This is a genomic window from Dyella ginsengisoli LA-4 (assembly GCF_000334915.1).
GTDB classification, from domain to species: Bacteria; Pseudomonadota; Gammaproteobacteria; order Xanthomonadales; family Rhodanobacteraceae; genus Dyella_A; species Dyella_A ginsengisoli_A.
On the sequence record NZ_AMSF01000095.1, the window covers coordinates 133595 to 157513 of the forward strand.

At 67.4% G+C, this 23919-nt stretch carries 17 protein-coding genes and 1 riboswitch; of the genes, 11 read left to right on the forward strand and 6 right to left on the reverse strand.

From position 1 onward, the window contains the following. Positions 1-21: 21 nt before the first annotated feature. Positions 22-1458 carry a DHA2 family efflux MFS transporter permease subunit gene (locus C693_RS0120180; protein ID WP_017464097.1) on the forward strand — a complete coding sequence of 479 codons (1437 nt, stop codon included), beginning with the start codon at positions 22-24 and terminating at the stop codon, positions 1456-1458. Between the two features lie 16 nt (positions 1459-1474). Here the strand turns inward: C693_RS0120180 and C693_RS0120185 are convergent, their stop codons facing one another. From C693_RS0120185 to metX, 3 genes are all read right to left on the reverse strand, one after another. Further along, on the reverse strand, positions 1475-2581 hold the full coding sequence (locus tag C693_RS0120185; RefSeq protein WP_017464098.1) for a homoserine dehydrogenase: 1107 nt from the start codon (positions 2579-2581) through the stop codon (positions 1475-1477). Then, positions 2578-3765 (reverse strand): cystathionine gamma-synthase, encoded by a 1188-nt coding sequence (metB, locus tag C693_RS0120190; RefSeq protein ID WP_017464099.1) that lies wholly within the window; start codon positions 3763-3765, stop codon positions 2578-2580. Before metB ends, C693_RS0120185 begins: the two co-directional genes overlap by 4 nt. A 135-nt stretch (positions 3766-3900) precedes the next feature. Then, positions 3901-4926 carry a homoserine O-succinyltransferase MetX gene (metX, locus tag C693_RS0120195; RefSeq protein WP_017464100.1) on the reverse strand — a complete coding sequence of 342 codons (1026 nt, stop codon included), beginning with the start codon at positions 4924-4926 and terminating at the stop codon, positions 3901-3903. 81 nt (positions 4927-5007) lie between these two features. Further along, positions 5008-5124: riboswitch (SAM riboswitch) on the reverse strand. A 180-nt stretch (positions 5125-5304) separates the two neighbouring features. Between metX and C693_RS0120200 the strand changes: the two genes are divergently transcribed. From C693_RS0120200 to C693_RS0120240, 9 genes are all read left to right on the forward strand, one after another. Continuing rightward, positions 5305-6030 (forward strand): 2OG-Fe dioxygenase family protein, encoded by a 726-nt coding sequence (locus C693_RS0120200; RefSeq protein WP_017464101.1) that lies wholly within the window; start codon positions 5305-5307, stop codon positions 6028-6030. 76 nt (positions 6031-6106) lie between these two features. Further along, positions 6107-6472 carry a DUF1304 domain-containing protein gene (locus C693_RS0120205; RefSeq protein ID WP_017464102.1) on the forward strand — a complete coding sequence of 122 codons (366 nt, stop codon included), beginning with the start codon at positions 6107-6109 and terminating at the stop codon, positions 6470-6472. Between the two features lie 74 nt (positions 6473-6546). Beyond that, on the forward strand, positions 6547-7692 hold the full coding sequence (locus tag C693_RS0120210; RefSeq protein WP_100243760.1) for a fatty acid desaturase family protein: 1146 nt from the start codon (positions 6547-6549) through the stop codon (positions 7690-7692). A gap of 671 nt (positions 7693-8363) precedes the next feature. Further along, positions 8364-10505, forward strand: coding sequence for an elongation factor G (fusA, locus tag C693_RS0120215; protein ID WP_017464104.1), 2142 nt, complete (start codon positions 8364-8366; stop codon positions 10503-10505). 330 nt (positions 10506-10835) lie between these two features. Then, on the forward strand, positions 10836-11294 hold the full coding sequence (locus C693_RS0120220) for a hypothetical protein (RefSeq protein ID WP_017464105.1): 459 nt from the start codon (positions 10836-10838) through the stop codon (positions 11292-11294). A 313-nt stretch (positions 11295-11607) separates the two neighbouring features. Continuing rightward, the gene (locus C693_RS0120225) at positions 11608-12063 is read left to right on the forward strand and encodes a hypothetical protein (protein ID WP_017464106.1); all 456 of its coding nucleotides are present in this window, start codon (positions 11608-11610) and stop codon (positions 12061-12063) included. Then, the gene (locus C693_RS0120230; RefSeq protein ID WP_020379887.1) at positions 12060-14267 is read left to right on the forward strand and encodes an XVIPCD domain-containing protein; all 2208 of its coding nucleotides are present in this window, start codon (positions 12060-12062) and stop codon (positions 14265-14267) included. The genes C693_RS0120225 and C693_RS0120230 overlap by 4 nt, the downstream gene beginning before the upstream one ends. A 380-nt stretch (positions 14268-14647) precedes the next feature. Next, a complete protein-coding gene (locus C693_RS0120235; RefSeq protein ID WP_017464107.1) occupies positions 14648-17554 on the forward strand; it encodes a TonB-dependent receptor in 2907 nt (968 codons plus the stop codon). Between the two features lie 114 nt (positions 17555-17668). Next, positions 17669-19078 carry a M20/M25/M40 family metallo-hydrolase gene (locus tag C693_RS0120240; protein ID WP_017464108.1) on the forward strand — a complete coding sequence of 470 codons (1410 nt, stop codon included), beginning with the start codon at positions 17669-17671 and terminating at the stop codon, positions 19076-19078. 93 nt (positions 19079-19171) lie between these two features. Here C693_RS0120240 and C693_RS0120245 read toward each other — a convergent pair whose 3' ends face one another. Next, positions 19172-19513, reverse strand: coding sequence for a hypothetical protein (locus C693_RS0120245; protein ID WP_017464109.1), 342 nt, complete (start codon positions 19511-19513; stop codon positions 19172-19174). Positions 19514-19692: 179 nt separating this feature from the next. On the opposite strand from C693_RS0120245, the gene C693_RS0120250 reads away from it, so the two are divergent. Next, positions 19693-21294 (forward strand): peptide chain release factor 3, encoded by a 1602-nt coding sequence (locus C693_RS0120250; RefSeq protein ID WP_017464110.1) that lies wholly within the window; start codon positions 19693-19695, stop codon positions 21292-21294. Positions 21295-21319: 25 nt separating this feature from the next. Here C693_RS0120250 and C693_RS0120255 read toward each other — a convergent pair whose 3' ends face one another. Beyond that, entirely contained in the window at positions 21320-22837 is a 1518-nt protein-coding gene (locus C693_RS0120255; RefSeq protein WP_017464111.1) for a tryptophan halogenase family protein, read from the reverse strand. 88 nt (positions 22838-22925) lie between these two features. Further along, on the reverse strand, positions 22926-23919 hold a 994-nt coding region (locus tag C693_RS0120260), incomplete at its 5' end, for a TonB-dependent receptor domain-containing protein (RefSeq protein WP_026107587.1).

Below are 23919 nucleotides of genomic sequence, written 5' to 3' on the forward strand. Positions count from 1 at the left end.
CGCGACCCGAGGAGCTTCCCGATGACCGCTGCCGCACCCGCCCGGCACGACTGGCTGGCGTTCTACGTGCTCTGCGCAGGCGTGCTGATGATCGTGCTGGACACCACGATCATTAACGTCGCGCTGCCCTCGATCAAGGCCGACCTGGGCTTCTCCGAGGCGACGCTGGCCTGGGTGGTGAACGCCTACATGCTCACCTACGGCGGCTTCCTGCTGCTGGCTGGCCGGCTGGGCGATCTGCTCGGGCACCGCCGGGTGTTCCTGATCGGCCTGGCCGCTTTCGCGCTGGCCTCGCTGGCGTGCGGCCTGGCGAATTCGCAGCTGCTGCTGGTAGTGGCACGCGCCGCGCAGGGCCTGGGCGGTGCGGTGGTGTCGGCGGTGGCGCTGTCGCTGATCATGGACCTGTTCACCGGCCCGGCCGACCGCGCCCGGGCGATGGGCATCTACGGTTTCGTCTGCGCCGGCGGCGGCAGCATCGGCGTGCTGTTGGGCGGCCTGCTGACCAGCACGCTGAGCTGGCACTGGATCTTCCTGGTGAACCTGCCGATCGGCATCGCCGTGGCACTGGCCACCCTGCGGCTGGTGCCCGGGACGCGCAAGCCGTTCGAAGGCCGGCTGGACGTGGCCGGCGCGACCAGCGTGACGCTGGCGCTGACCCTGGCGATCTACGCCATCGTCCACGGCAACGAGGCCGGCTGGACCTCGCCGGCCACGCTCGGGGTGCTGGCCGCGGCACTGGGCCTGCTGGCGATGTTCCTGGTCATCGAGTCGCGCGTCGCGAGTCCGCTGATCCCACTGGGTCTGTTCCGCCACCGCAACCTCAGCATGGCCAGCCTGATCGGCGTGCTGTGGTGCGCGGCGATGTTCGCCTGGTTCTTCCTGTCGGCGCTGTACATGCAGCAGGTGCTGGGCTACGGCCCGTTCCGGGTCGGGTTGGCCTTTCTGCCCGCGAACCTGGTGATGGCGGCCTGCTCGGTGGGGCTGTCGGCGCGGCTGGTGATGCGCTTCGGTATCCGGCGGCCGCTCGCCGCCGGTCTGGCGATGGCAGCCATAGGACTGGCGCTGTTCGCACGCGCGCCGCTGGATGGGCACTTCGTCGTCGACGTGCTGCCGGCGATGCTGCTGCTGGGCCTGGGCGCGGGGATCGCCTTCAACCCGGTGTTGCTGGCGGCGATGGGCGACGTCGGGCCGGACCAGTCGGGACTGGCCTCCGGCGTGGTCAATACGGCCTTCATGATGGGCGGTGCGCTGGGCCTGGCCGCACTCGCCAGTCTCGCAGCGGCCACCACGAACACCCTGACCGGGACCGGCGCCTCGACGCTGGCCGCGCTCAATGGTGGCTACCACCGTGCGTTCCTCGCCGGAGCCGTTGCGGCCGCTGTCGCGGCGCTGGCGGGCGGCCTTCTGCTGCGTCCACAGGCGCCGGGGCAGGCGGCGGTCGACGCCTCCCGCCCCTGAGTCGTCCGCGACGCGCTCAGCCGCCGGCCAGCGCCAGCACGTCGCCGAGCAGGGCCTGGGCGGTGACCTCCGGTCCCGCGCCCGGCCCCTGGATCACCAGCGGCTGGGTGTTGTAGCGGGTGGTGGTGAGCGCGAACTGGTTGTCGGTGCCGTACAGGCGCGCGGCCGGATGGTTCGGCGGCACCTCCACCAGGCCGACGCGGGCGTGGCCGCGCTGGTTGAGGCGAGCCAGGTAGCGCAGCACATGGCCGCGCTCACGCGCCTCGGCCACGCGCGCGGCCAGCGGAGCATCCAGTTCGGGCAGCCGCTCGAGAAAGGCCTCGGTGGACAGGCCACGCAACGCCTCGGGCACCAGGCTCTCCACCTCCACCTCGTCGGTGTTGAGCGCGAAGCCGGCGTGCCGGGCGAGGATCAGCAGCTTGCGCGCCACGTCCTCGCCGGAGAGGTCCGAACGCGGATCGGGCTCGGTGTAGCCGAGCCGGCGCGCCTCGCCCAGCAGCGTGGAGAACGGCGCGCCGCCGTCGTACTGGTTGAACAGGTACGACAGCGAGCCGGAGAACACGCCCTCCAGCGTCAGCAGGGCGTCGCCGCAGCCGCGCAGGCGGCGCAGCGTGGACAGCACCGGCAGGCCGGCACCCACCGTGGCGGAGTCGCCGTAATGCGCCTCGCCCGAGGCGGTGGCCGCCTGCAGTGCGCGCCAGCCGGTCAGCTCGCCGCCGGCCAACGCCTTGTTGGCGGTCACCACGTGATAACCGCGCCCCAGCCATTCGGCGTGGCGCGCGGCCAGCGAGGCGTTGGCGGTGGCGTCGACGATCACCTTCACCGCCACGCCACTGGCGTCCAGCGCGGCGAGCAGCGCGGCGTTGTCGCGCGGATCGCCCTCGGCCCGGATCTGCTCGCGCAGCTGGCGGCTGGCGAGCTTTGCCGGATCGGTCTGCTGGCGCTTCGAGTTCGCCGCGCCCACCAGCCGGATCCGCGCGGCGGCCGGCGTGCACAGCAGCTTGAGCAGGGCACCGCCGACCACGCCCGTGCCCAGCAGCACGATGGCGACCGCCGGGGCCTCCGCCGGGGCCTTGAGCGGACGCGTCGCCGCGCCCGGTTTGTCCGCCACCACCGCGCTCATGCGCGCACCTTGTGTTTCGAGGCACCGACGGCGGCGGCGCGGCGCAGCGCGGCGTCGAGATCGCGCAGCAGGTCGTCGCCGTCCTCGATGCCGACAGACAGACGCAGCAGGGTGTCCGCGATGCCGGCGTTGCGGCGCGCCTCCGGCGCCATCGCCGCATGGGTCATCGAGGCGGGGTGGGCGATCAGGCTCTCCACGCCACCGAGCGATTCGGCCAGCGAGAAATATTCCAGACCGTCGACGAAGGCGGCGATCTCCTCCACCTCGCCATGCAGCTCGAAGCTGAGCATGGCGCCGAAGCCCTGCTGCTGGCGGGCGGCCAGCGCATGCCCCGGATGTTCGGCCAGGCCCGGGTAGTAGACCTTGCGCACGGCACCGTGGCTGGCCAGGTGCTCGGCGATGCGGGCGGCATTCTCCTCGTGCTGGCGCAGGCGCACGCCGAGCGTGCGCAGGCCGCGCAGGGTCAGGTAGCTGTCGAAGGCGCCGCCGGTGAGACCGTTGCAGTTGCCCCACCACTTGATCTGTTCGGCCAGCTCGGGCGTGCGCGCAACCACGGCGCCGCCGACCACGTCGCTGTGGCCGTTGATGTACTTGGTGGTCGAGTGCACCACCAGGTCCGCACCCAGCGTCAGCGGCTGCTGCAGCGCCGGCGAGAGGAAGGTGTTGTCCACCACCACCAGCGCGCCGACGGTATGCGCGGCATGCGCCACGTGGCGCACATCGGTGATCCGCAGCAGCGGATTCGACGGAGTTTCCACCCACACCAGCGCCGGCCGGTGCGCCAGGCCGGCGGCCAGCGCGGCCGGATCGGTGAGGTCGGCGAACACCACGCGGAAGCGGCCCTTCTTCGCCCATGCGTCGAGCAGGCGCCAGGTACCGCCGTAGCAGTCGTGCGCGGCCAGCACGGTGGCGCCGGCCGGCACCAGCTCCAGCGCCAGCGCCACCGCGGACATGCCGCTGGCGGTGATCACCGCTCCGGCGCCCTGCTCCAGGTCGGCTAGCGCCTCGCCGAGCAGGTCGCGGGTGGGATTGCCGCTGCGCGAGTAGTCATAGGCGCGCTTGCCGCCCAGGCCGGTAAAGCTGTAGTTGGTCGACAGGTGCAGCGGCGGCACGATGGCGCCGTGCTGGGTGTCCGACTCGATGCCGGCGCGGACGGCGCGGGTGCTGGGGGCCGAGGTGGTCATGGGTTTCTCCGGTACATCAGATGTCGAACGGGGATGGCCGCGCTTCTGTGGGAGCGACTTCAGTCGCGACGCTCTTCCCCTTCGGCGAGATCGGGGCAAAGCGGTCGCGACTGAAGTCGCTCCCACAACGTCGATTCAGGGCAGTGCCTGGCGGAGCAGCGGAGCGAGGCGGTCGGTTTCCTTGAGGAAGCCATCGTGGCCGTACGGCGACTCGACCACCTCCAGCGTGGCCAGCCCGGCGAGCCGGCGCTGCAGCTCGCACAGGTCGGCCAGCGGCACCAGCCGGTCGGAGGGGAAGCCGATCAGCGTGGTCGGGGTGGGCACCTGCTCCGGCGGCACGTCGTGCAGGTCGATCGACTCGGACAGGGCCAGGAAGCGCTCGGCGTCGAAACGCTCGACGAAGCGGCGGCCGGCCTGGTCGAGGTAATCCTCCACCGGGAAGTGGAAGCGGTCCTCGCGCAGTTCGGGGGAGCCGGCGAAGCGGCGGGCGAACTCCTCGCTGCCGCGGTAGGTGGTCATCGCCAGCTGGCGCGCCAGGCCAAGTGCCTCGTCGAGCTGGCCGCTGGACTGGCCCAGCCGCACGATGCCGCGCTGCACGCTGCGCAGGGCGGTGGCCATCGGGTGGGCGCGGTGCGCGCCGGCCAGCAGCACCAGCTGGTCGAGCTGCCACGGGTGCCGCCGGGCGAACGCCAGGCCGACCATCGCGCCATAGGACGAGCCGACGAAGGCGGCGATGCGGCCGATACCGAGGGCGTCGACCAGCGCACTGATCGCATTGGCCTGGTCTTCGCTGGACACGGCGGTGGAGCCGAGCTCGGCCGGGCTCAGCCAGTCGATCGAGAGCACGCGGTAGCGATTCAGGTCGATCGCCCGGCCGTCGCCGACCAGCGCCTGCCACCAGCCGGCAGCTTCGCCTTCCGGCGCCACCACGTCGCGGCCGGCGGAAATGCCACCCTGCACCACCACGGTCGGCGCATCCGGCGCGCCACACCAGAGGTAGCTGACCTCGACACCCTGCGCGCCGCCGCCGTACTTGGGCTCCAGCGTGATGCGGCGCGTGCTGCGCTGGCGGGTGAGCGCACACGGACGGACCGGTGACGCGGCAACGGCCTGGGGTTGGGCCGACGCAGTGGTGGGGAGGTGGGCGAGCTGGGCGGACATTCGGGACTCTCCTGTGACATCGCACCTGCGGAGAGCCGAGTGAGTTGCCGTTGCGACGCGCCATCGGCGCCCGTAAGCGGCATCCCATCTACCGGTGGCGCCCGAGGGCACCCCGCAGGAGTTGGCACCGTCGCAGGCTTGCGCCTGCAGGTTGCCCCGGCATCAAAGGGCCTGTCCCTCCGCCGGTCTCGATGAGTGGAGTGGACTGTATCGACGCCGACGCCATCATGTCAACAGACGTATAGACGTCTATACGCCCATATGCGATTTGATCATGTAGAAATCCGGTGCAGTTGAAACGATCCGGCAGCGCGGCCATGGCGGCCCTGCCGGCCGGACCGAAGCCCATTGCGCCGGTCAGCTGCTACGCTTTCGCGCATGCCCCCCATCCCCGACTTCACCGCGCTGGGCGAATGCCTCCGGCGTGACGGCTTCGCTTTCCTCGACGCCCCGGTCACCGGCGCCCTGCTGGATGCCCCGGCCGCCCTTGGCGACTGGCCGGCGTTCGCCGCCAGCTGGAACGACCTGGCGCCCGACACCTATCTCGCCGCACAGGGCCGCCATCGGCGCCGGCGCCACGCCACCTTCGCCGTCGGCGAGGACGGCGAGATCCTCCGCCAGCCCCACCAGCCGCACTTCCAGAGCCTGGCCTACAACCGGCTGCAGGGCGACATCCAGCGCTGGTTCGAGCCGATCGAGCCGGCGGTCGCCGAAGGCGCCAGCCTGCAGCGGATCCTGGCCTTCAGCCGCGACCTGTTCGGCGCACTGGCTCCGCGAACCCGGCAGTGGCATGTGGAGGTGCACCAGTTCCGCATCGAGGCGCTGCCGGACCAGGCCGGCGAGCCGACGCCCGAGGGCATGCACCGGGACGGCGTGGACTACGTGCTGGTGCTGATGGTCGACCGTCACAACATCGCCAGCGGGACCACCACCATCCTCACCCCCGACGGGACCGAGCTGGGCAGCTTCACGCTCACCCGCCCGCTGGACGCCGCCCTGGTGGACGATGCCCGCGTGTTCCATGGCGTCACCCCGGTCACGCCGCTGGATCCCGCGCAACCGGGCCATCGCGACGTGCTGGTGGTCACCTTCCGCGCCGCCTGAGGAGAACCGGCCAGGATTTGCCGGCTGCCGCGGTGACTTGCGACACTGCCCGGCCACCCGCTGCCGGTCTCGCACCATGGCCCTCGCCGCCTCCATCGTCATCGCCATCATCGCCCTGCTGCACCTGTGGTTCCTGGTGCTGGAGATGTTCCTGTGGACCCGGCCGGCCGGGCGACGGGCATTCGGGCTGACCGCCGAATTCGCCGAGCAGTCGAAGGTGCTGGCGGCCAACCAGGGCTTGTACAACGGCTTTCTCGCTGCGGGGCTGGCCTGGGGCCTGTGGCTGGGCGGCGCCGAGGGCCTGCACGTGAAGGCGTTCTTTCTCGGCTGCGTGCTGGTGGCCGGGCTCTACGGCGGCCTGACCGCCACCCGCAAGGTGCTTTGGATCCAGGCCGCGCCTGCGGTGCTGGGCCTGGCCTTGCTGCTGATCGGTAACGCCTGACTACCACCTCGCTCACACGGGGCGACCGGGATAGCGGCTAACATCGGGATCCGTTCCGCCTGGAAAGCAGCGACATGTCCCTCGGGTCCACCCAACGCCGGGACGATACGCGTCGCCCCCCGCCCGCCGCCAGCGAACGACTGGGATTCAGTGGCGACAACACGTTTCAGCGCGAATTGCGGCGACGGGTCGAGGCCGATTTCCGGGTGCGGGGATGTGACCCGCGCGACGCCGGCTCGATGTACGCGAAGACCGCGATCATCCTGGCCGTTTTCATCGCTGCCTACGTCGGGCTGGTGTTCCTCGCCCGGACATGGTGGCAGGCGCTGCCGCTGACCCTGCTGCTCGGCGCGGCCACGGCCGGCATCGGCTTCAACATCATGCACGACGGCGGCCACCAGGCGTATTCGGAGCGGCGCTGGGTCAACAAGCTGATGGCGTTCACGCTCGACCTGGTCGGCGGCAGCTCGTACATCTGGCAGTGGAAGCACGCGCGCTATCACCACACCTACGTCAACATCGACCAGCACGACAGCGACATCGACCTGGGCATCCTCGGCCGGCTCTCGCCCGACCAGCCACGGCGCCCCTGGCACCGCTTCCAGCATATCTACCTGTGGGTGCTCTACACCGTCACGGCGATCCGCTGGCACCTGTACGGCGACTTCCGCGACATGCTGACCGGCCGCATCGGCGAGCGGCCCTTCGAGCGGCCGCGCGGCTGGGACCTCACGCTGTTCGTGCTGGGCAAGCTGGCGTTTTTCACGCTGGCGTTCGGGCTGCCGCTGGCGTTCCATCCGCTGGGCACAGTGGTGCTGTTCTACGCCGCGGTGTCGGCGGTGGCCGGGTTCCTGCTGGCGATCGTGTTCCAGCTGGCGCACGTGGTGGAAGAGGCGGACTTTCCGCACCCGGACGGCGCCAGCGGCCGCATGGAAACGCCCTGGGCGATCCACCAGCTGCGGACCACGGTCGATTTCGCGCGCGACAACCGCCTGCTCAGCTGGCTGATCGGTGGGCTCAACTTCCAGGTGGAGCACCACCTGTTCGTGCGCATCAGCCACGTGCACTACCCGGCCGTGGCGAAGGTGGTGGAAGCCACCTGCCGCGAATTCGGCGTGCCATACCATGCGCATCGCACGTTTTTCGCCGGCATCGCCTCGCATTACCGCTGGCTGCGCCGACTGGGCGCAGCGATACCTGCGGTCGCGCCACTACCGTAGATCGAGCGACTCACCCCCACCGGGCCGCCAGCACCTGCATGGTCACCCCGCCCCGCGAGGCCATGGACAGCTGTCCACGCGGGGCCAGCGGAACATGACCCAGCCAGGGCCTCAGCGGCGCGGCTCGCCCACGCCCGGCGCACGCGCCGCGTCGACGGACAGGTACCCCCGGGCCTGTTGCCGGGCGCCGCCGCTTCGGTAACCAGCCGCAGCCGGGGCCAGAGGGCGATCCACCCGGAACTTTCGATGCCCGCCCCGCCGCCAGGCTCGCGATCCCGGACATCCGGGTCACCCGTTCCACCGGAGCAAGCCCCTGGCAGCAGTGACTGGCTGAACGGGCGCCCGGCGCCCCGCCGGCCGTGAAATTCCCTACCCACCCGGCGGCGCGGTGGGGACCACGGCATGCGGGATAATCCGGCCGGAGGACCGCGCCGGAGCCGGCCTGGACGCCATTCGCTGCCGTACCGCCCCCTGTCCGAGCCGACTGACTGAACGCAGGGCTCTGATTTGCCAAGAAACCCGGTTATAATCGGCAGTTTGACGCACCTGCGCGCCGGGCAATCGGGCGCGTTGCAAGCATCGAACCACCGAAAGCGCACGATATTCCATGGGGCAGCACGAGCGCTGTCCTGCTCACGCTTCCCTTAAAACGCACCTACGGAACTCCGACAGTGGCCCGACAGAAACCCCTCAAGCTCTATCGCAACATCGGCATCATTGCGCACATCGACGCCGGCAAGACGACGACCACCGAGCGCGTCCTGTACTACACCGGCAAGAAGCACCAGATCGTCGACGTTCACGACACCAAGGACGGCAAGGGTTCGACCACGACCGACTACCTGGAGCAGGAGCGTAAGCGCGGTATCACCATCCAGTCGGCCGCCGTGTCGACCGAGTGGAAGGGCTACCAGATCAACGTGATCGACACCCCCGGGCACGTTGACTTCACCATCGAGGTGAACCGTTCGCTACGCGTGCTGGACGGCGCCGTGGTGGTGTTCGACGGCGTGGCCGGCGTGGAGCCGCAGACCGAGACCAACTGGCGCCTGGCCGACCAGTACAACGTGCCGCGCATGTGCTACGTCAACAAGATGGACCGCATCGGCGCGAACTTTAAGCATTGCGTCGACGGCATCAAGAACCGCCTCGGCGCCAACGTGGTGCTGTGCCAGGTTCCGCTGGGCAGCCACGACGATTTCATGGGCATGGTCGACCTGATCGCCGGCCTGGGCTACATCTGGCAGGGCGACGACAAGGACAGCAAGTGGGAGTCGATCCCGCTGGAGGAAGTGGCCAACCACCCGCGCGTGCAGGCGCTCAGCGCCACCGCCGACAAGGAGTGGGTCGCCAACCTCGCCGCGCTGCGCGAGCAGAGCATCGAGACCGCCGTCGAGATGGACGACGAGGCGATGGACGCCTACCTCTCCAACGGCGAGATTCCCTCGCTGGAGAAGCTCAAGGAGTGCATCCGCAAGGGCTGCGTGGCCGGCAAGCTGGTCCCGGTGTTCTGCGGCTCGTCCTACCGCAACAAGGGCGTGCAGCAGCTGCTGGACGGCGTGATCGACTACATGCCGTTCCCGGGTGAGAACGGCGGTATCCAGCTGGTGGACGAGGACGGCAACATCCTCGGCGAGCAGGAAGTGACCGACGACGCCCCGGCCCGCGCGCTGGCGTTCAAGGTGATCAACGACCAGTTCGGCACCCTGACCTTCACCCGCATCTACTCCGGCGTGATCAAGAAGGGCGACACCCTGCAGAACGTCACCCGTGGCAAGAAGGAGCGCATCGGCCGCATCGTGGAAGTGCAGGCGAACGCCACCAAGGAAATCGACGAAGTCCGCGCCGGCGACATCTGCGCGTTCGTGTCGCTGAAGGAAACCGAGACCGGTGACTCGCTGACCGATCCGGGCCATCCGGTGCTGCTGGAGCGCATGCGCTTCCCGGACCCGGTGATCAGCGTGTCGGTGGAGCCGAAGAGCCGCAACGACGTCGACAAGATGTCCACCGCGCTCTACAAGATGGTCAAGGCCGATCCGTCGCTGAAGCTGGAAGTGGACAAGGAAACCGGGCAGACCGTGCTCAAGGGCATGGGCGAGCTGCACCTGGAAATCACCATCGACCGCATGCGCACCGAGCTGGGCGTGGACGCGAACATGGGCAAGCCCAAGGTCAGCTTCCGCGAGGCCTTCGGCCAGACCGTCGAGCACACCTACACCCACAAGAAGCAGTCCGGTGGTTCGGGTCAGTTCGCCGAAGTGAAGATGATCTTCGAGCCGGGCGAGCCGGGTTCGGGCGTGGTGTTCTCCGATGAGATCGTCGGCGGCCGCGTGCCGCGCGAGTACATCCCGGCCGTGCAGCACGCGATCGAGGTGGAGTCGCGCCAGGGCCAGGTGGCCGGCTACGAAGTGCTCGACTTCAAGGCGCGCCTGGTGGACGGCAAGTACCACGACGTCGACTCGTCGGCGCTGGCGTTCGAAATCGCCGCCCGCGCCTGCTTCCGCGAAGCACAGCGGATGTCCAAGCCGAAGCTGCTCGAGCCGATCATGAGCCTGGAAGTGGTGACCGAAGCCGACTACCTCGGCGACGTCATCGGCGACATCAACCGCCGTCGCGGTTCGGTGAGCGAGCAGGGCCAGAAGGGTCCGCAGGCCTACGTGCAGGGCTTCGTGCCGCTGGCGGAGATGTTCGGCTACATCAACTTCCTGCGTTCGGCCACCTCCGGCCGCGGCAACTTCACGATGATCTTCGATCACTACGAGGAAGTGCCGGCGAACCTGGTCGACAAGCTGATGGAGAAGGAAGCGAAGTAAGTCTTCGCTTCCGCGGGCAGCGCGCCTGACGGCCGTTGCCCGAGAAAGCCCGGGGAGCAATCCCCGGGCTTTTTTTGTGCGTATCGCTCGCCGGAAGCCGGTGTCGGCATCGACCCGGATGATGGGAGCGCCATGCCCCTACACGAATGATCTGGCTGCTCGCCATGAATCGCCCGAGGCAGAACGCTATCCTGCCAGCCGATCCATCCCGTCTCCGGCAAGGACTGCTCATGGCCCCGGGGAAATCCGATGCGCAACCGGCTGCGCTGCACTTTGGCCCCTCACTGGCCGCAGGGCGCGGGCGAGGATGTCCGATCAGGGAGCGACAGCATGGCTTTCGTGAATGAGTTCACCCCATCCGAGCATGTGGAGAAGTATCGCCTGGCGGAGATCGACAGGCGCTCTATCGTGGGTGGAACGAGCTCTCGCCAATGGACCATCGATCGCGAGCGCAACATTTATCTACGTAACGTAGCGAGAGGCGGCGGCGGCGACCCCGACATCCGCAATCAGACCGAATGGACACTGTATTGGCAAGGCGATCTGCTGGTTCTACGCCTCGATTTGCTGGAAGGTCGCGGTGAGCATGGTGAGCCGGGCTGGTCGCACTGGCGGCTGGTGTGGGTTTGCGGCACCAGCGGTTTGCCGGCACATCTGAAGTCACAAAGGACGCAGATTCTAGACACCCTCAAGGAAGCATTGACTGTCTATCAGGCAGCGGGCGTCTACTCGGGCGTCTACGCCTCGTACAGCGTCACGCTGGACATCGCCGAAGGCTGCGCGCTATGAGCACGCCACTGACGTCGGATCAAGCCATAGCACTGCTTCGCGGGCAACCTGATGCCTATCGCACGGCGCAAAACTTGCGTTCACCGGCCCGCGGGATCGATGCGGGTGCCCCAGACTGCCCAACCTGCTCCAAAGCCGATCGCCGACAACGTAACTCTGGTCATCGGATGCAATAGATGCAATGAATCAGATGAGTGGAGATGATCAGGGCACGCGCAACAGACATGCGGCGAAACTCCCGGGAGCTGACAGCATGGGCAAGGGTATGCCCTAGGGAGAACGTCGACGTGATGACACATCAAGGAGCGGCAGCATGGCTTTCGTGAATGAATTCATCCCGCCCGAGGATGTGGAGAAGTACCACCTCGCCGAGATCGACAAGCGCTTCGTGGTCGGCGGAACCAACGCACGCGACTGGACTATAGACCGCGAGCGAGACATCTATCTCCGTAATGTCGCAAACGGTGGCGGTGGCGACCCGGACATCCGCAACCAGACCACGTGGACGCTTTACTGGCGTGGCGATCTGCTGGTTCTACGGCTTGATTTGCTGGACGGTCATGGAGGACGCGGCGAACCCGGCTGGTCGCATTGGTTATTGGTACGGCTCCGCGGCAGCAGTGGTTTGCCCGCACATCTGAAGGCGCAAAAGGAACAGATACTCGACATCCTTAAAGAGGCGCTGATCGCATACAAGGATTTTGGCGTCTATTCGACCAATACGGACTACAGCGTCACGCTCGACATCGCCGAGGGGTGCACGCTATGAGCACGCCGCTGACCTCGGATCAAGCCATCACGCTACTGCGCCAGCATCCCGATGCTTATCGCACACCCGAAAACCTGCGCGAACTGGCGTCGCAAATCGATGCAGATGCCTCAGGCAAGCTTACCGTGCTTTACAGCGGACCGACGACGAAGGAAGTCTGGTCGTCGGATGTCATCAAGGCCATGAACGCCAGCGGCGAAGACGTTCGCGTCATCGATAACAGCCAGGCGGCAAGATTTCTTCAATCCCGCGACTTTTATCATGCCGTAGCTGAGACCTACGGAATTCCGGCACGCCCGCTGATCAACGGCACCTACCGCGGCCCCGCAACCGACTGGCTTTATGACGCCCGGCAAGGTCCCTGGGCCGATGCTTCGGCCCGGTTCGTCGATGCCACCCGTGGCGAAGTGCGGATCATCGCCAGCGATGCGCGGCCCGATCGCGTATTCGGCGCGGTGGAATTGCCGCATGCACTGGCCAATCCGAACATCACCACCATCGAGGACGTACCACGTGACGTGCTGGCCGCACGCCAAGCCTCGCACGGCACCCAGGCTGCTTTCGAGATGGTGGTAGCGCGCGCCCGCGACAACGTGGGTCAACTGAACGTGGCGGTGAACTATGCCGGCACGCCATTGCATGGTGACAATGACCTCCTGATGCTGGACAGCCGTGCGTACTGCGTCGGCACATGCATCCAGGGCCGGAAGCCAGGCTTTGCTACTGGCACGCGCCCATTGGCCGACCGCATGGGGCCGCCCAGCTCCTACGTGCTGGCGGGGCAGCAGCATTGGCACGCATGGGAGGCCGAAGTGGCACAGGCCGGGCGTGACGCCAGGCTAGCGAAGCTGGTTCGCGATACCGGCGCCCTCGGCGGGACGGTTGCGGTGGCCTACGATGCCGGCAGCACCGCCTTGCACGCGTCCCACCTTCTGCGTCAGCACAACAAGACCGGCGCCACCTCCGAGATCGAACACTTCGCCAGCCGCAACGTCGCAGGGTTCGGGCTGGCGGCGGTCGGCGCGGAAATTGGCAGTGCCGGTGGTCCGGCGGGAAGCGTGACAGGTGCCCTGATCGGCGGCGGCATCGGCGTGTTCGGTGGCAACAAGCTGATGGATGCTTACGACGATCACAAGATCTACGTGCAGAGCGATGATCAAGGCAAGTCGTGGCACTACGATCCTTCCAGGCCACACCAGGGCTGGACCCGCACCATCACCGACGCGTTCGCCGAGCACGGTCTGAGCCGAACGCACGAAGAGCCCGCGCCAGCCGAACTCGGTGACCGCCTCAACTATCAGGCCAACACGACGGCGGTGGAACTGGCACTGGCACACCCGGCCAGCCCGGGCGATCCGTTTACCCAGCCAGCGACCGCGGAGGATCCCAACCTGCCAGGCGATCCGCCATGGATACGCGACGCGCAGACGAAGCAATGGTCACGCTCGTATGTCGACGGCTTCGCCGAGCGTGGCTTGAGCCATTACGGCGTCGACATCGCCACGCCTGCGCGCGCCGCGCTGCTCGATATCGCGGCGGGCGCCGTCGCCGCAGACAACCTCGCGCAGGAGCCCCGAAGCATTGCCGAGCGTTACCGGACGATGTACGAGCAACGTGGCTGGAAGCAGTATGGGCCGATGCCGGATTCGGTGACTGGCGTGCTGGGCAAGTCGGCGAACTCACCGGCGGCAGAGACTGCTGAGGCCAGGGCGCATCAACCGCGCGCCGATGCCGACCAGCGAACGTCCGCGCCAGCTTCGGAACGAAGCGGGGCACATCGCGCCGGGAGCACGCTCCTTATGGATGATCCGGACCATCCCGGGCATGCCCTGTTCAAGCAGGCGCAGGCCCACGTTGAGATTCTCGATGCCCAGCATGATCGAGCGCCCGATGTGCGCAGCCACAATCTCGCCGGGTTTGCCGCCGTCGCCGCGCTCGCCAACGGCATCACGCGGATCGACGCGCTGCTACCGGACATCAAGGACGGATCGAGCATGTTCATCGCCCAGCACACGTCGCCACTCAAGCGGATAGCCGAAATATCCACCCTGCAGGCCATCAGCACGCCGCTGGAGCGGAGCAGCGAGAGGTATCTGCAGGTTGCCCTGCAGCGGGAGCAGGATCCGGCGCAGCAACCACAGAAGCAGATGCACGCCCCATCCGCCATGACACAGATGGAAGCCGCACCGCAGATGCGGGTCTAGCCGTGTCGGATTGTGCAGTGCCCCGGGCCCCTTCCCATCACTGCCTGCCTCCGACCGCGGGAAATTTCACGATGATCTTCGATCACTACGGGGAAGCGCCGGCGAACACGGCAGGCAAGATGATGGTCGCGGAGGCGAAGCTGGCCTCCGCCTGCGCAACTACACCGGCTTCACGGCCGGTGACCGAAAAAGCCCGCGGAGCAGTCTCGAGCTGTTGATCGAGCCTTTCGCAAACTCATGCGAGGCGCGCAAGCGGCCCCACGCATCACTTGGTGCATCGCATGGTGACAAGGCCGAGTGCGCTCGCAGATGCTCCGCGCCCACCGGCGACGCAGGGGATTGCCGGACCCATCGAATCGTCGTCAGACAGGGAGATCACCATGCACACCGGCCATTCATCCGGCACGACCGCCGCCTCTCGCACACAGCCCCGCCGGCAGCGGCTCTCGCTCGCGTGCCAGGCTGCACTGCTCGGGTTGCTCAGCGTCGGCATGGCCCAGGCACAAGACACGCCAGCGATGCCCGCCGCGCCACCGGCCGGACAGAGCACGCCGGCGACAGCCACCGGGAAATCCGCCAAACCCGCCGCCACCACCCTGCAGACCGTGGTGGTCACCGGCATCCGCAGCAGCATCGAGAGTTCGATCAGGACCAAGCAGAACGCCAACGACATCGTCGAGGCGATCTCCGCCGAGGACATCGGCAAGCTGCCCGACGCCAGCATCGCCGAGAGTCTGGCGCGCCTGCCCGGTCTGGCCACCCAGCGGCTGGACGGCCGCGCCAACATGATCTCGATCCGCGGCCTGTCGCCCGACTTCGCCGGCACCACGCTGAACGGCCGCGAGCAGGCCACCATCGGCGAGAACCGCGGCGTGGAATACGACCAGTACCCGTCCGAGCTGATCAACGGCGTCACGGTCTACAAGACGCCGGACGCCAGCGTGATCGGCCAGGGCCTGTCCGGCACGGTGGACCTGCACACGATCCGCCCGCTCGACCTGCCCCATCGCGCCATCGTGCTCAACGTGCGCGGAGAGCACACCACCAACGGCAAGCTCAATCCGGGCTCCGGCGTGGGCGACATGGGCCACCGCGCCAGCGCTTCGTACATCGACCAGTTCCTCGACCACACGCTTGGCGTGGCGGTGGGCTTCGCCCAGCTCGATTCGCCGATCCAGGAGAAGCAGTACCAGGCGTGGTGGTGGAGCGTGGACAACGGTCCGGGCAGCGCCGAACAGAACTGGGGCGCACCGCACACGCCCGGCATGCCGGACGGGGCGATCTCGCAGGAGGGCATGCAGTTGCGTGCCAAGTCCGAGCGGCAGAAGCGCAACGGCCTGATGGCGGTGATCGAGTGGGCGCCAGGCGAGCACTACCACTCCACGCTGGACATGTACTACTCGACCTTCAACCAGCGGCAGTACACGAACGGCCTGCAGTGGTCGAGCAGCCCGTGGGACGGCATCTCCTACAGCAACGTCGGTGTCACGCCCTACCAGCCCTATCCACTGGTCACCTCGGGGACGATCGACGGCATCAAGCCGATCATGCAGAACGAGTTCAACCGCGAGCACGACAAGCTGTTTTCCGCCGGCTGGAACAACCAGTACGACTTCGGCAACGGCTGGCAGGCGATGGCCGACCTGTCGTACTCCACCGCCAAGCGAAAGCTGCGCGACGCCTACCTGTTCACCGGCCTGCCCAACGGCGGCACCACCAGCGTGCAGTTCAACACCCCGGTGGGCAACGGCTACCCGGACTTCCGCACCGGCGTGGACCTGTCCAACCCGGCCAACGTGGTGTTCACCGATCCGGACAACTACGGCTACAACGGCCGCCAGGAGTTCGACCGCCAGCGCGACACGATCCGCGCGATCCGGCTGGAGGCAACGCATCCGGCCGGCTGGATATTCTCCGACTTCACGCTGGGCGCAGACTGGTCCGAACGCACCAAGACCAAGCAGGCGGACGTCTATTTCGCCTGGCTCAACGGCAACGGCTCGACCAGCGGCACCTACGACAACAACTTCGGCGCACCGATAAGCGCAGGCCTGATCCGCTCGCCCACCTCGCTGGCCTACGGCGGCATTCCCGGCATCGTCTACTACGACGTGCTCGGCGCGCTGGACAACCAGTTCTACCTGACCGCCCGCAACGGCCTGGCCGACTACAACCGCAACTACACGGTGCGCGAGAAGGTGCCGCTGGGTTACGTGAAGTTCGACATCGACACACAGCTTGGCGACATCCCGCTGCGTGGCAACGTCGGCGTGCAGGTGGTGCACACCAACCAGTCGTCCGATGCGCTGCAGACCAACGGCGACACCCTGGTCGGACACATCTCCGGCGGCGCGTCCTATACCAACGTGCTGCCCAGCCTGAACCTGGTCGCCCAGCTCACCGACCACCAAGTGCTCCGCTTCGGCCTGGCCAAGACCATGGCCCGCGGCCGGATCGACGACGAGAAGGTCGCCACCTCGGCCGGCGTGTCGCTGGTGCAGAACGGTCCGGCGGCCGGCCAGGTGCTGTGGTCGGGCAGCGGCGGCAACCCGAAGCTCAAGCCGTACGTCGCGGTCGGCACCGACCTGTCGTGGGAAAACTACTTCGGCAAGTCCAGCTACGTCGCGGTCGCGGTGTTCAACAAGAACCTGCTGAACTACATCTACAACCAGACTACGCTGCACTACGACTTCTCCAACTACACCAACGACAACCCCACGCTCACCCCGACCAGCAACTACGGCTCGTTCACCCGGCCGGAGAACGGCACCGGTGGGCGCATGGAAGGCCTGGAGCTGTCCGGCGCGCTGGAGGGCGGGCTGCTCGCCGATGCGCTGGACGGCTTCGGTGTGCAGGCCAATTTCTCGCTGACCAACAGCAGCATCCCGAAGAGCTCGGTGTCCTCGATCCCGGGCGGTCCGCACACCCTGCCCGGGCTGTCGCGCAAGGTGGCCAACCTCGCGATCTACTACGAGAAGTACGGTTTTTCCGCGCGTATCGCCGAGCGCTACCGCTCCTCGTTCACCGGCGAGGCCGTCGCGCTGTTCGACCAGCTCGGCTACACCACCGTGCTGGCCAACCGCCAGACCGACCTGCAACTGGGCTACGCCTTCGACGAAGGACGCATGAGGGGGCTCTCGCTGCTGCTGCAGGTGAACAACCTGACCAACTCGTCCGACACCACCCAGCAGATCGCCGGCCTGCCCAACGGCGTCCAGGTCGCCCGCCCGCTGGAATACGACACCTGGGGGCGTACGGTGATGTTCGGGGTGAACTACAAGCTTTGACGCCGTCCTCCCGGCCCACGCGCCAGCACGGGCCGGGCCCCCATAGGCAGCGCGCGCGGCGGCACGCATACTCGGATGAACGTCACTCGACGCACCATGGGGAGAACCATCGAAATGAAAGCAGCACGCACCCTGCGGCCCCTGGCCGTCCTGATGGCTCTGGGCCTCACCGCCGCTCCCGCGATGGCGGCGCATCCGGGGCCGCCGATGCAGACCCGGGAACTGGGTGAGGCCATGGCCATGCTGCGCCACGCGATCAGCGTGCCCACGGTCAAAGGCAACCACCAGGTGCCGGCGCTTGCCGCCTACCTGGCCGACAAGCTCAAGGAGGGCGGCTTCGCCGCTGACGACGTCGAGATCATCCCGGTCGGCGAGACCGCCGCCCTGGTCGCCCGCTACCGCGGCACCGGCCACGGCAAGCCGATCTACCTGTCCGGCCACATGGACGTGGTGGCCGCCAAGCGTGCGGACTGGACCCGCGACCCGTTCACCCTGCTGCAGGAAAACGGCTACCTCTACGGCCGCGGCACCGCCGACATGAAGACCGCCGTAGTAGTGCTGGTGGAGACGCTGATCCGGCTCAAGCGCGAAGGCTTCAAGCCCAGCCGCGACATCGTGCTGCTGCTGTCGGGCGACGAAGAGACCGACATGGCCACCACCCGCGAACTGGCCAGGCGTTACCACGACGCCGAATTCCTGCTCAACGCCGATGCCGGTGGCGGCACGCTGGACCCGGCCACCGGCAAGCCGGTGGTCTACCAGATCCAGGCTGCCGAGAAGACCTACGCGGACTTCCGCATCACCTTCACCTCGCCCGGCGGCCACTCCAGCGAACCCTCGCCGGACAACGCGATCTACCGCCTGTCGCACGCGATCGACAAGGTCGCGGCCTACCAGTTTCCGCCGATGATCAACGACATCACCCGTGCCTCGCTGCGCGCCACCGGCGCGCACACGCCCGGCGCGCTGGGCCAGGCCATGGTCCGCTTCGCCGATCACCCCGATGACGCGCAGGCCGCGGCGACGATCTCGGCCGACCCCGCCTATGTCGGCCAGATCCGCACCACCTGCGTGGCCACCATGCTGCAGGGCGGCCACGCGCTGAACGCCCTGCCGCAGAGCGCCAGCGTCAACGTGAACTGCCGGATCTTCCCGGGCACCCCGGTGGCCAGCGTGCGCGAGACCCTGACCAAGGTGATCGACGACCCGACGGCGACCATTACCGTGCTCGATCCGAAGCCGGTGGAAAGCCCCGCCTCACCGCTGCGCCCGGATGTGATCGCCGCGGTGACCGAGGCGGTGCATGCGCGCTTCCCCGACGTGGAGATCGTACCGGGCATGTCCGCCGGGGCATCGGACAGCATGTACTTCCGCAACGCCGGCGTACCCTGCTACGGCACCGACGCGGCCTTCACCAAGCCCGACGACACCTTCGCCCACGGCCTCAACGAGAAGCTGCCTGTCTCCGAGGTGGGCGCCGGCTTGCACTTCTGGCACCAGGTGCTGACCAAGCTGGCCAAGTGATCCGGCCGGGGCCTGCCCCCGGAAAACGAAAGACCCGGCGGCATGCCGGGCCTTTCGTCACGACCAACCGCGATACACACTGCACGCACTGGCTCAGGAGACGCGTGCCTCGCACTGCTTCTGCATCTGCTCCTGCAGGGCCGCGGGGCTCTGCTTGCTTGCATATACGTCGTGTATCACGCCCAACATGCCCTGACTCAGCTTCCGGGGCCCGAAGCGCGAGGTGAAGCGGCTCTGCGGTACGTGCCGATCGCGGGCATCGGCCGCCATCCGCACCAGATTGCCGAAGTTCTCGCAGCGCTTGAGCTGGGTGGCCCTGGGGGTGATCGGCACTGCGGTGGGTATCACGTTCTGGTGGACTTCCTGTGCCCCACAGGCTCCGCTCAGGGTCAACAGGGATGCCATGGCCATGGCGGGAAAACTCATGATGCGCATATCAATTCCTCCTGAATCGATTCGTCTTGCCGTTGGCGGCATTGCCATCATCCCCGATTGCGGGATGCCGAAGTGTGAAATGGCGGCGAGCGGAAGGATGCGGACATGGTCGGGGACCGGCCGCCGATGGCAGCCCGGCCACGCTACAATGATCAGTTGGCCAGCTCGACTCATACCCCATGTCCACCCACCTGACCGAAACCCGCCGCCGCCGCACCTTCGCCATCGTCAGCCATCCTGACGCGGGCAAGACCACGCTGACCGAAAAGCTGCTGCTGTTCGGCGGCGCGATCCAGATGGCCGGCTCGGTGAAGGGGCGCAAGGCCGCACGCCACGCCACCTCCGACTGGATGGCGCTGGAGAAGGAGCGCGGCATCTCGGTGACCTCGTCGGTGATGCAGTTCCCGTACGAGGGCAAGATCGTCAACCTGCTCGACACCCCGGGCCATGCGGACTTCTCCGAGGACACCTACCGCGTGCTCACCGCGGTGGACTCGGCGCTGATGGTGATCGACTGCGCCAAGGGCGTGGAGGAGCGCACGATCAAGCTGATGGAGGTGTGCCGCCTGCGCGATACGCCGATCATGACCTTCATCAACAAGCTCGACCGCGAGGGCCGCTCGCCGATCGAACTGATGGACGAGGTGGAGTCGGTGCTGGGCATCGCGTGCGCGCCGGTGACCTGGCCGATCGGCATGGGCAAGCGCCTGAAGGGCGTGTACCACCTGCTGCTGGACGAGGTGCACCTGTTCGAGCCGGGCAAGAACTTCACCCGGCAGGACTCGACGATCTTCAAGGGGCTGGATGCTCCCGGCCTGGCCGAAGCGGTGGGTGCCGAGGCGATGGCCGAGCTGCGCGAGGAGCTGGAGCTGGTGCAGGGCGCCGCCCCGGCCTTCGACCTGGACGAGTACCTGGCCGGCAAGCTGACCCCGGTGTTCTTCGGCTCGGCGGTGAACAACTTCGGCGTGCAGCTGCTGCTGGACTTCTTCGTCGAGCACGCGCCCTCGCCGCGCCCGCGCGGCACGCTCACCCGCGAGGTATCGCCGGAGGAGGAGAAGCTCACCGGCTTCGTCTTCAAGATCCAGGCGAACATGGACCCGGCGCACCGCGACCGCGTGGCCTTCATGCGGGTCTGCTCGGGCACTTACACCGCCGGCATGAAGATGATCCAGCCGCGCACCGGCAAGGACGTGCGCATCGCCAACGCGCTCACCTTCATGGCCAGCGACCGCGAGATCGTCGAAACGGCCTATCCGGGCGACGTGATCGGCCTGCACAACCACGGCACCATCACCATCGGCGATACCTTCACCGAAGGCGAACTGCTCAGCTTCACCGGCATCCCCAACTTCGCGCCGGAACTGTTCCGCCGCGCGCGCCTGCGCGACCCACTGAAGGCCAAGGCGCTGCAGAAGGGCCTGGCGCAGCTGTCGGAAGAAGGCGCCACGCAGTTCTTCCGCCCGCTGATGTCGAACGACCTGATCCTGGGTGCGGTCGGCGTACTGCAGTTCGACGTGGTGGCCTATCGCCTCAAGGACGAATACAACGTCGACGCCAGCTTCGAGCCGGTCAGCGTGGCCACCGCCCGCTGGGTGCACTGCGACGACGAGAAGATGCTGGCCGAGTTCCGCGAGAAGAACGCGATGAACCTGGCACTGGATGCGGCCGGCGAGCTGGTCTACATCGCGCCGACCCGGGTCAACCTGCAGCTGGCGCAGGAGCGCTGGCCGAACGTGCGCTTCTCTGCCACGCGCGAGCACGCGGCCTCGGTCGAGGTCTGACCTTCCGCAGCAAGGCGTGCGGGGCTCAAGGGGCCGGCGCCTTGCAGTAGCGGTCGATGAACACCTGGTGCATCGGCATCGCCGCCGCGGCTTCCGCCATGGACTGGCGCACGCGCTCGACGAACTGCACCAGCTCGTCCTCGGGCATGCGGTCGACCACCGGGTGGTAGCTGCGCGGCACGATGCCCTGCCCCAGCATCACCTGGACCCAGCTCGGCAGCGCGAAGAATTCCTCTGCATCGCGGAAGAAGCGGCCGCTGGCGCGGAACAGGTCGATGTTCTCCTGCAGCGAGGCGGGGACTTCCATGGTGCGGCAGGCATCCCAGAACGGGGTGTCGTCGCGCTCCGTCGCCTTGTAGTGCAGGATCAGGAAGTCTCGGGTCTTTTCGTACTCGAAGATCGTTTCGCGGTTGTAGCGCTCGACCAGCATCGGGTCGAAATCGCGATCGGGGAACAGGCCCAGCAACCGCTGCAGGCCCGACTGGATCAGGTAGATGCTGGTCGACTCCAGCGGCTCCATGAAGCCGGCGGCGAGCCCCAGTGCGACGACGTTCCGGTCCCAGAACCTATTGCGTCGACCGGTGGTGAAGCGCAAAGGACGTGGATCGCCCAAGACCGGGCCGTCCAGGTTCGCCAGCAGGGTCGCGGCTGCCTCGTCGTCGCTGATCCGGTGACTGGAGTACACGTAGCCGTTGCCGACACGATGCTGCAGCGGGATGCGCCACTGCCAGCCGGCCGGCCGCGCTGTCGCGCGGGTGTATGGCAACGGGGGGCCGACAGACTCGCACGCCACCGCCATCGCGCGGTCACATGGAAGCCAGTGCGTCCAGTCCTCGTAGCCGGTCTCAAGCGCCTGCTCGATCAGCAGACCGCGGAAGCCCGAGCAGTCGATGAACAGCTCGCCCTCGATGCGCTCGCCGCTTTCCATCACCACCGCATCGACGAATCCGTCGCCCGCGCGCCGGCTCACCGAGACGATCCTGCCTTCCACCCGCTGCACACCGCGCCCTTCGGCCAGGCCGCGCAGGTAGCGGGCGTACGCGGCCGCGTCGAAGTGGTAGGCGTAGGCAATGTCACTCAGCGGCGAGCCGGGCGGAACGTCGCGGGCACTCGCCATGAAACGGCCCATCGGTGCCGCCACGGTCTGCAGCGAATAGGCGCCGATCGGTCCCGCGCGCCCGCCGAGGAACAGCTTCAGCCAGAACTGGTGGAACGGCAGCGGCCCCAGCCCCCGGCCGATCTTGCCGAAGCCGTGGATGTAGCTTTCGCCGATGTGCCCCCAGTCGTTGAACTGGATGCCGAGCTTGAACGTGGCCTGGGTACGGACCACGAACTCGCGCTCCTCGATGCCAAGAACCGTGCTGTTGAACGCCTGCATGTGCGGCACGCTGGCCTCGCCCACACCGACGATACCGATCTCCTCGGACTCGACCAGGCGGATCGTGGCGCCCTCGCCGACGTAGGTGGCCAAGGTCGCCGCCGCCATCCAGCCGGCACTGCCGCCACCCACGACGACGATGTTCCTGATCCGGTTGTCGTTCATTGCCCCTGCACCCGGGATGAGGTTCGTGAATGAAAACGGCAGGGCCTGCAAAAGTACAGGCCCTGCCGGCGCGGGAGGATCCGTTGCCTCAGAACTTGTACGTCAGACCCATGTAGACGATGCGGCCGGCGTACCCGTTGGAGTAGAAACGGGCCTTGGTGTCGTTGCCCAGATGCGAGCGCGACTCCTCCTTCGTCAGGTTGAGTACCGAAGCGGACGCGCTGAGCGCCTTGGTGATGTTGTACGCCGCATTGAGGTCGATCTGCTGGTATGGCTCCTCATAGACGTTGAGGCCGTTGACCAGGCCATCGACCACCTGGCCACGCCGGTTGTAGGAGGCTCGCGCCAGGAACCGGGCGGTTTCGTAGAACACGGTGAAGTTGGCCTGGTTCTTGGCACTGCCGACCAGCGGCGACTTGCCGATCGCGGTGCCGTCGCCGAGGGTGATGGCCGCCTCGTTGGTCTTGTTGTAGGTGTAGTTGACCTGGAATCCCAGACCGAAATCGAGCGTGTGCTGCGCGTACAGTTCGACGCCTTCGGACACACCGTTGCGGCCGCCGGCGGTGGTCGAGTAGTTCTGCACGGTCACCTTCTGGCCGCCGACATCCATCGACACGTCCTGCACCACCGGCACCGAGAAGTTGCTGACGTTCTTGCGGAACAGGTCGGCGCCGAGCACGGAACCGGGATGGAAATACCACTCCAGTCCCAGGTCGTACTGGGTGGCCTTGTACGGCTGCAGGTTCTTGTTGCTGCCTGCGCCGTACCAGCCCACCTCGTCGCCGCCACCGATCAGGCGACGGTCGTTGACGTATTCCTGGCTGTAGTACTGCAGGCCGCCGGGGGCAGCGATGTCGCTGTAGCTCGGACGCGAAATCACCTTGGACGCGGCACCGCGCAGCAGCAGGCTGTCGGTCAGGTCGTAGGCGATGTTGAAGCTCGGCAGGACGTCGGTGTAGGTGCGGTCGAGCGAGCTGACCACGAACGAGGAAATGTGGCCTGTGGCCGGATTGGTCTGGCTGTCCGGCAGCGTCGTGAAACCGCTGACGCAGCCGGAGCCGGCGGGGGCACCCCCCGCCCGC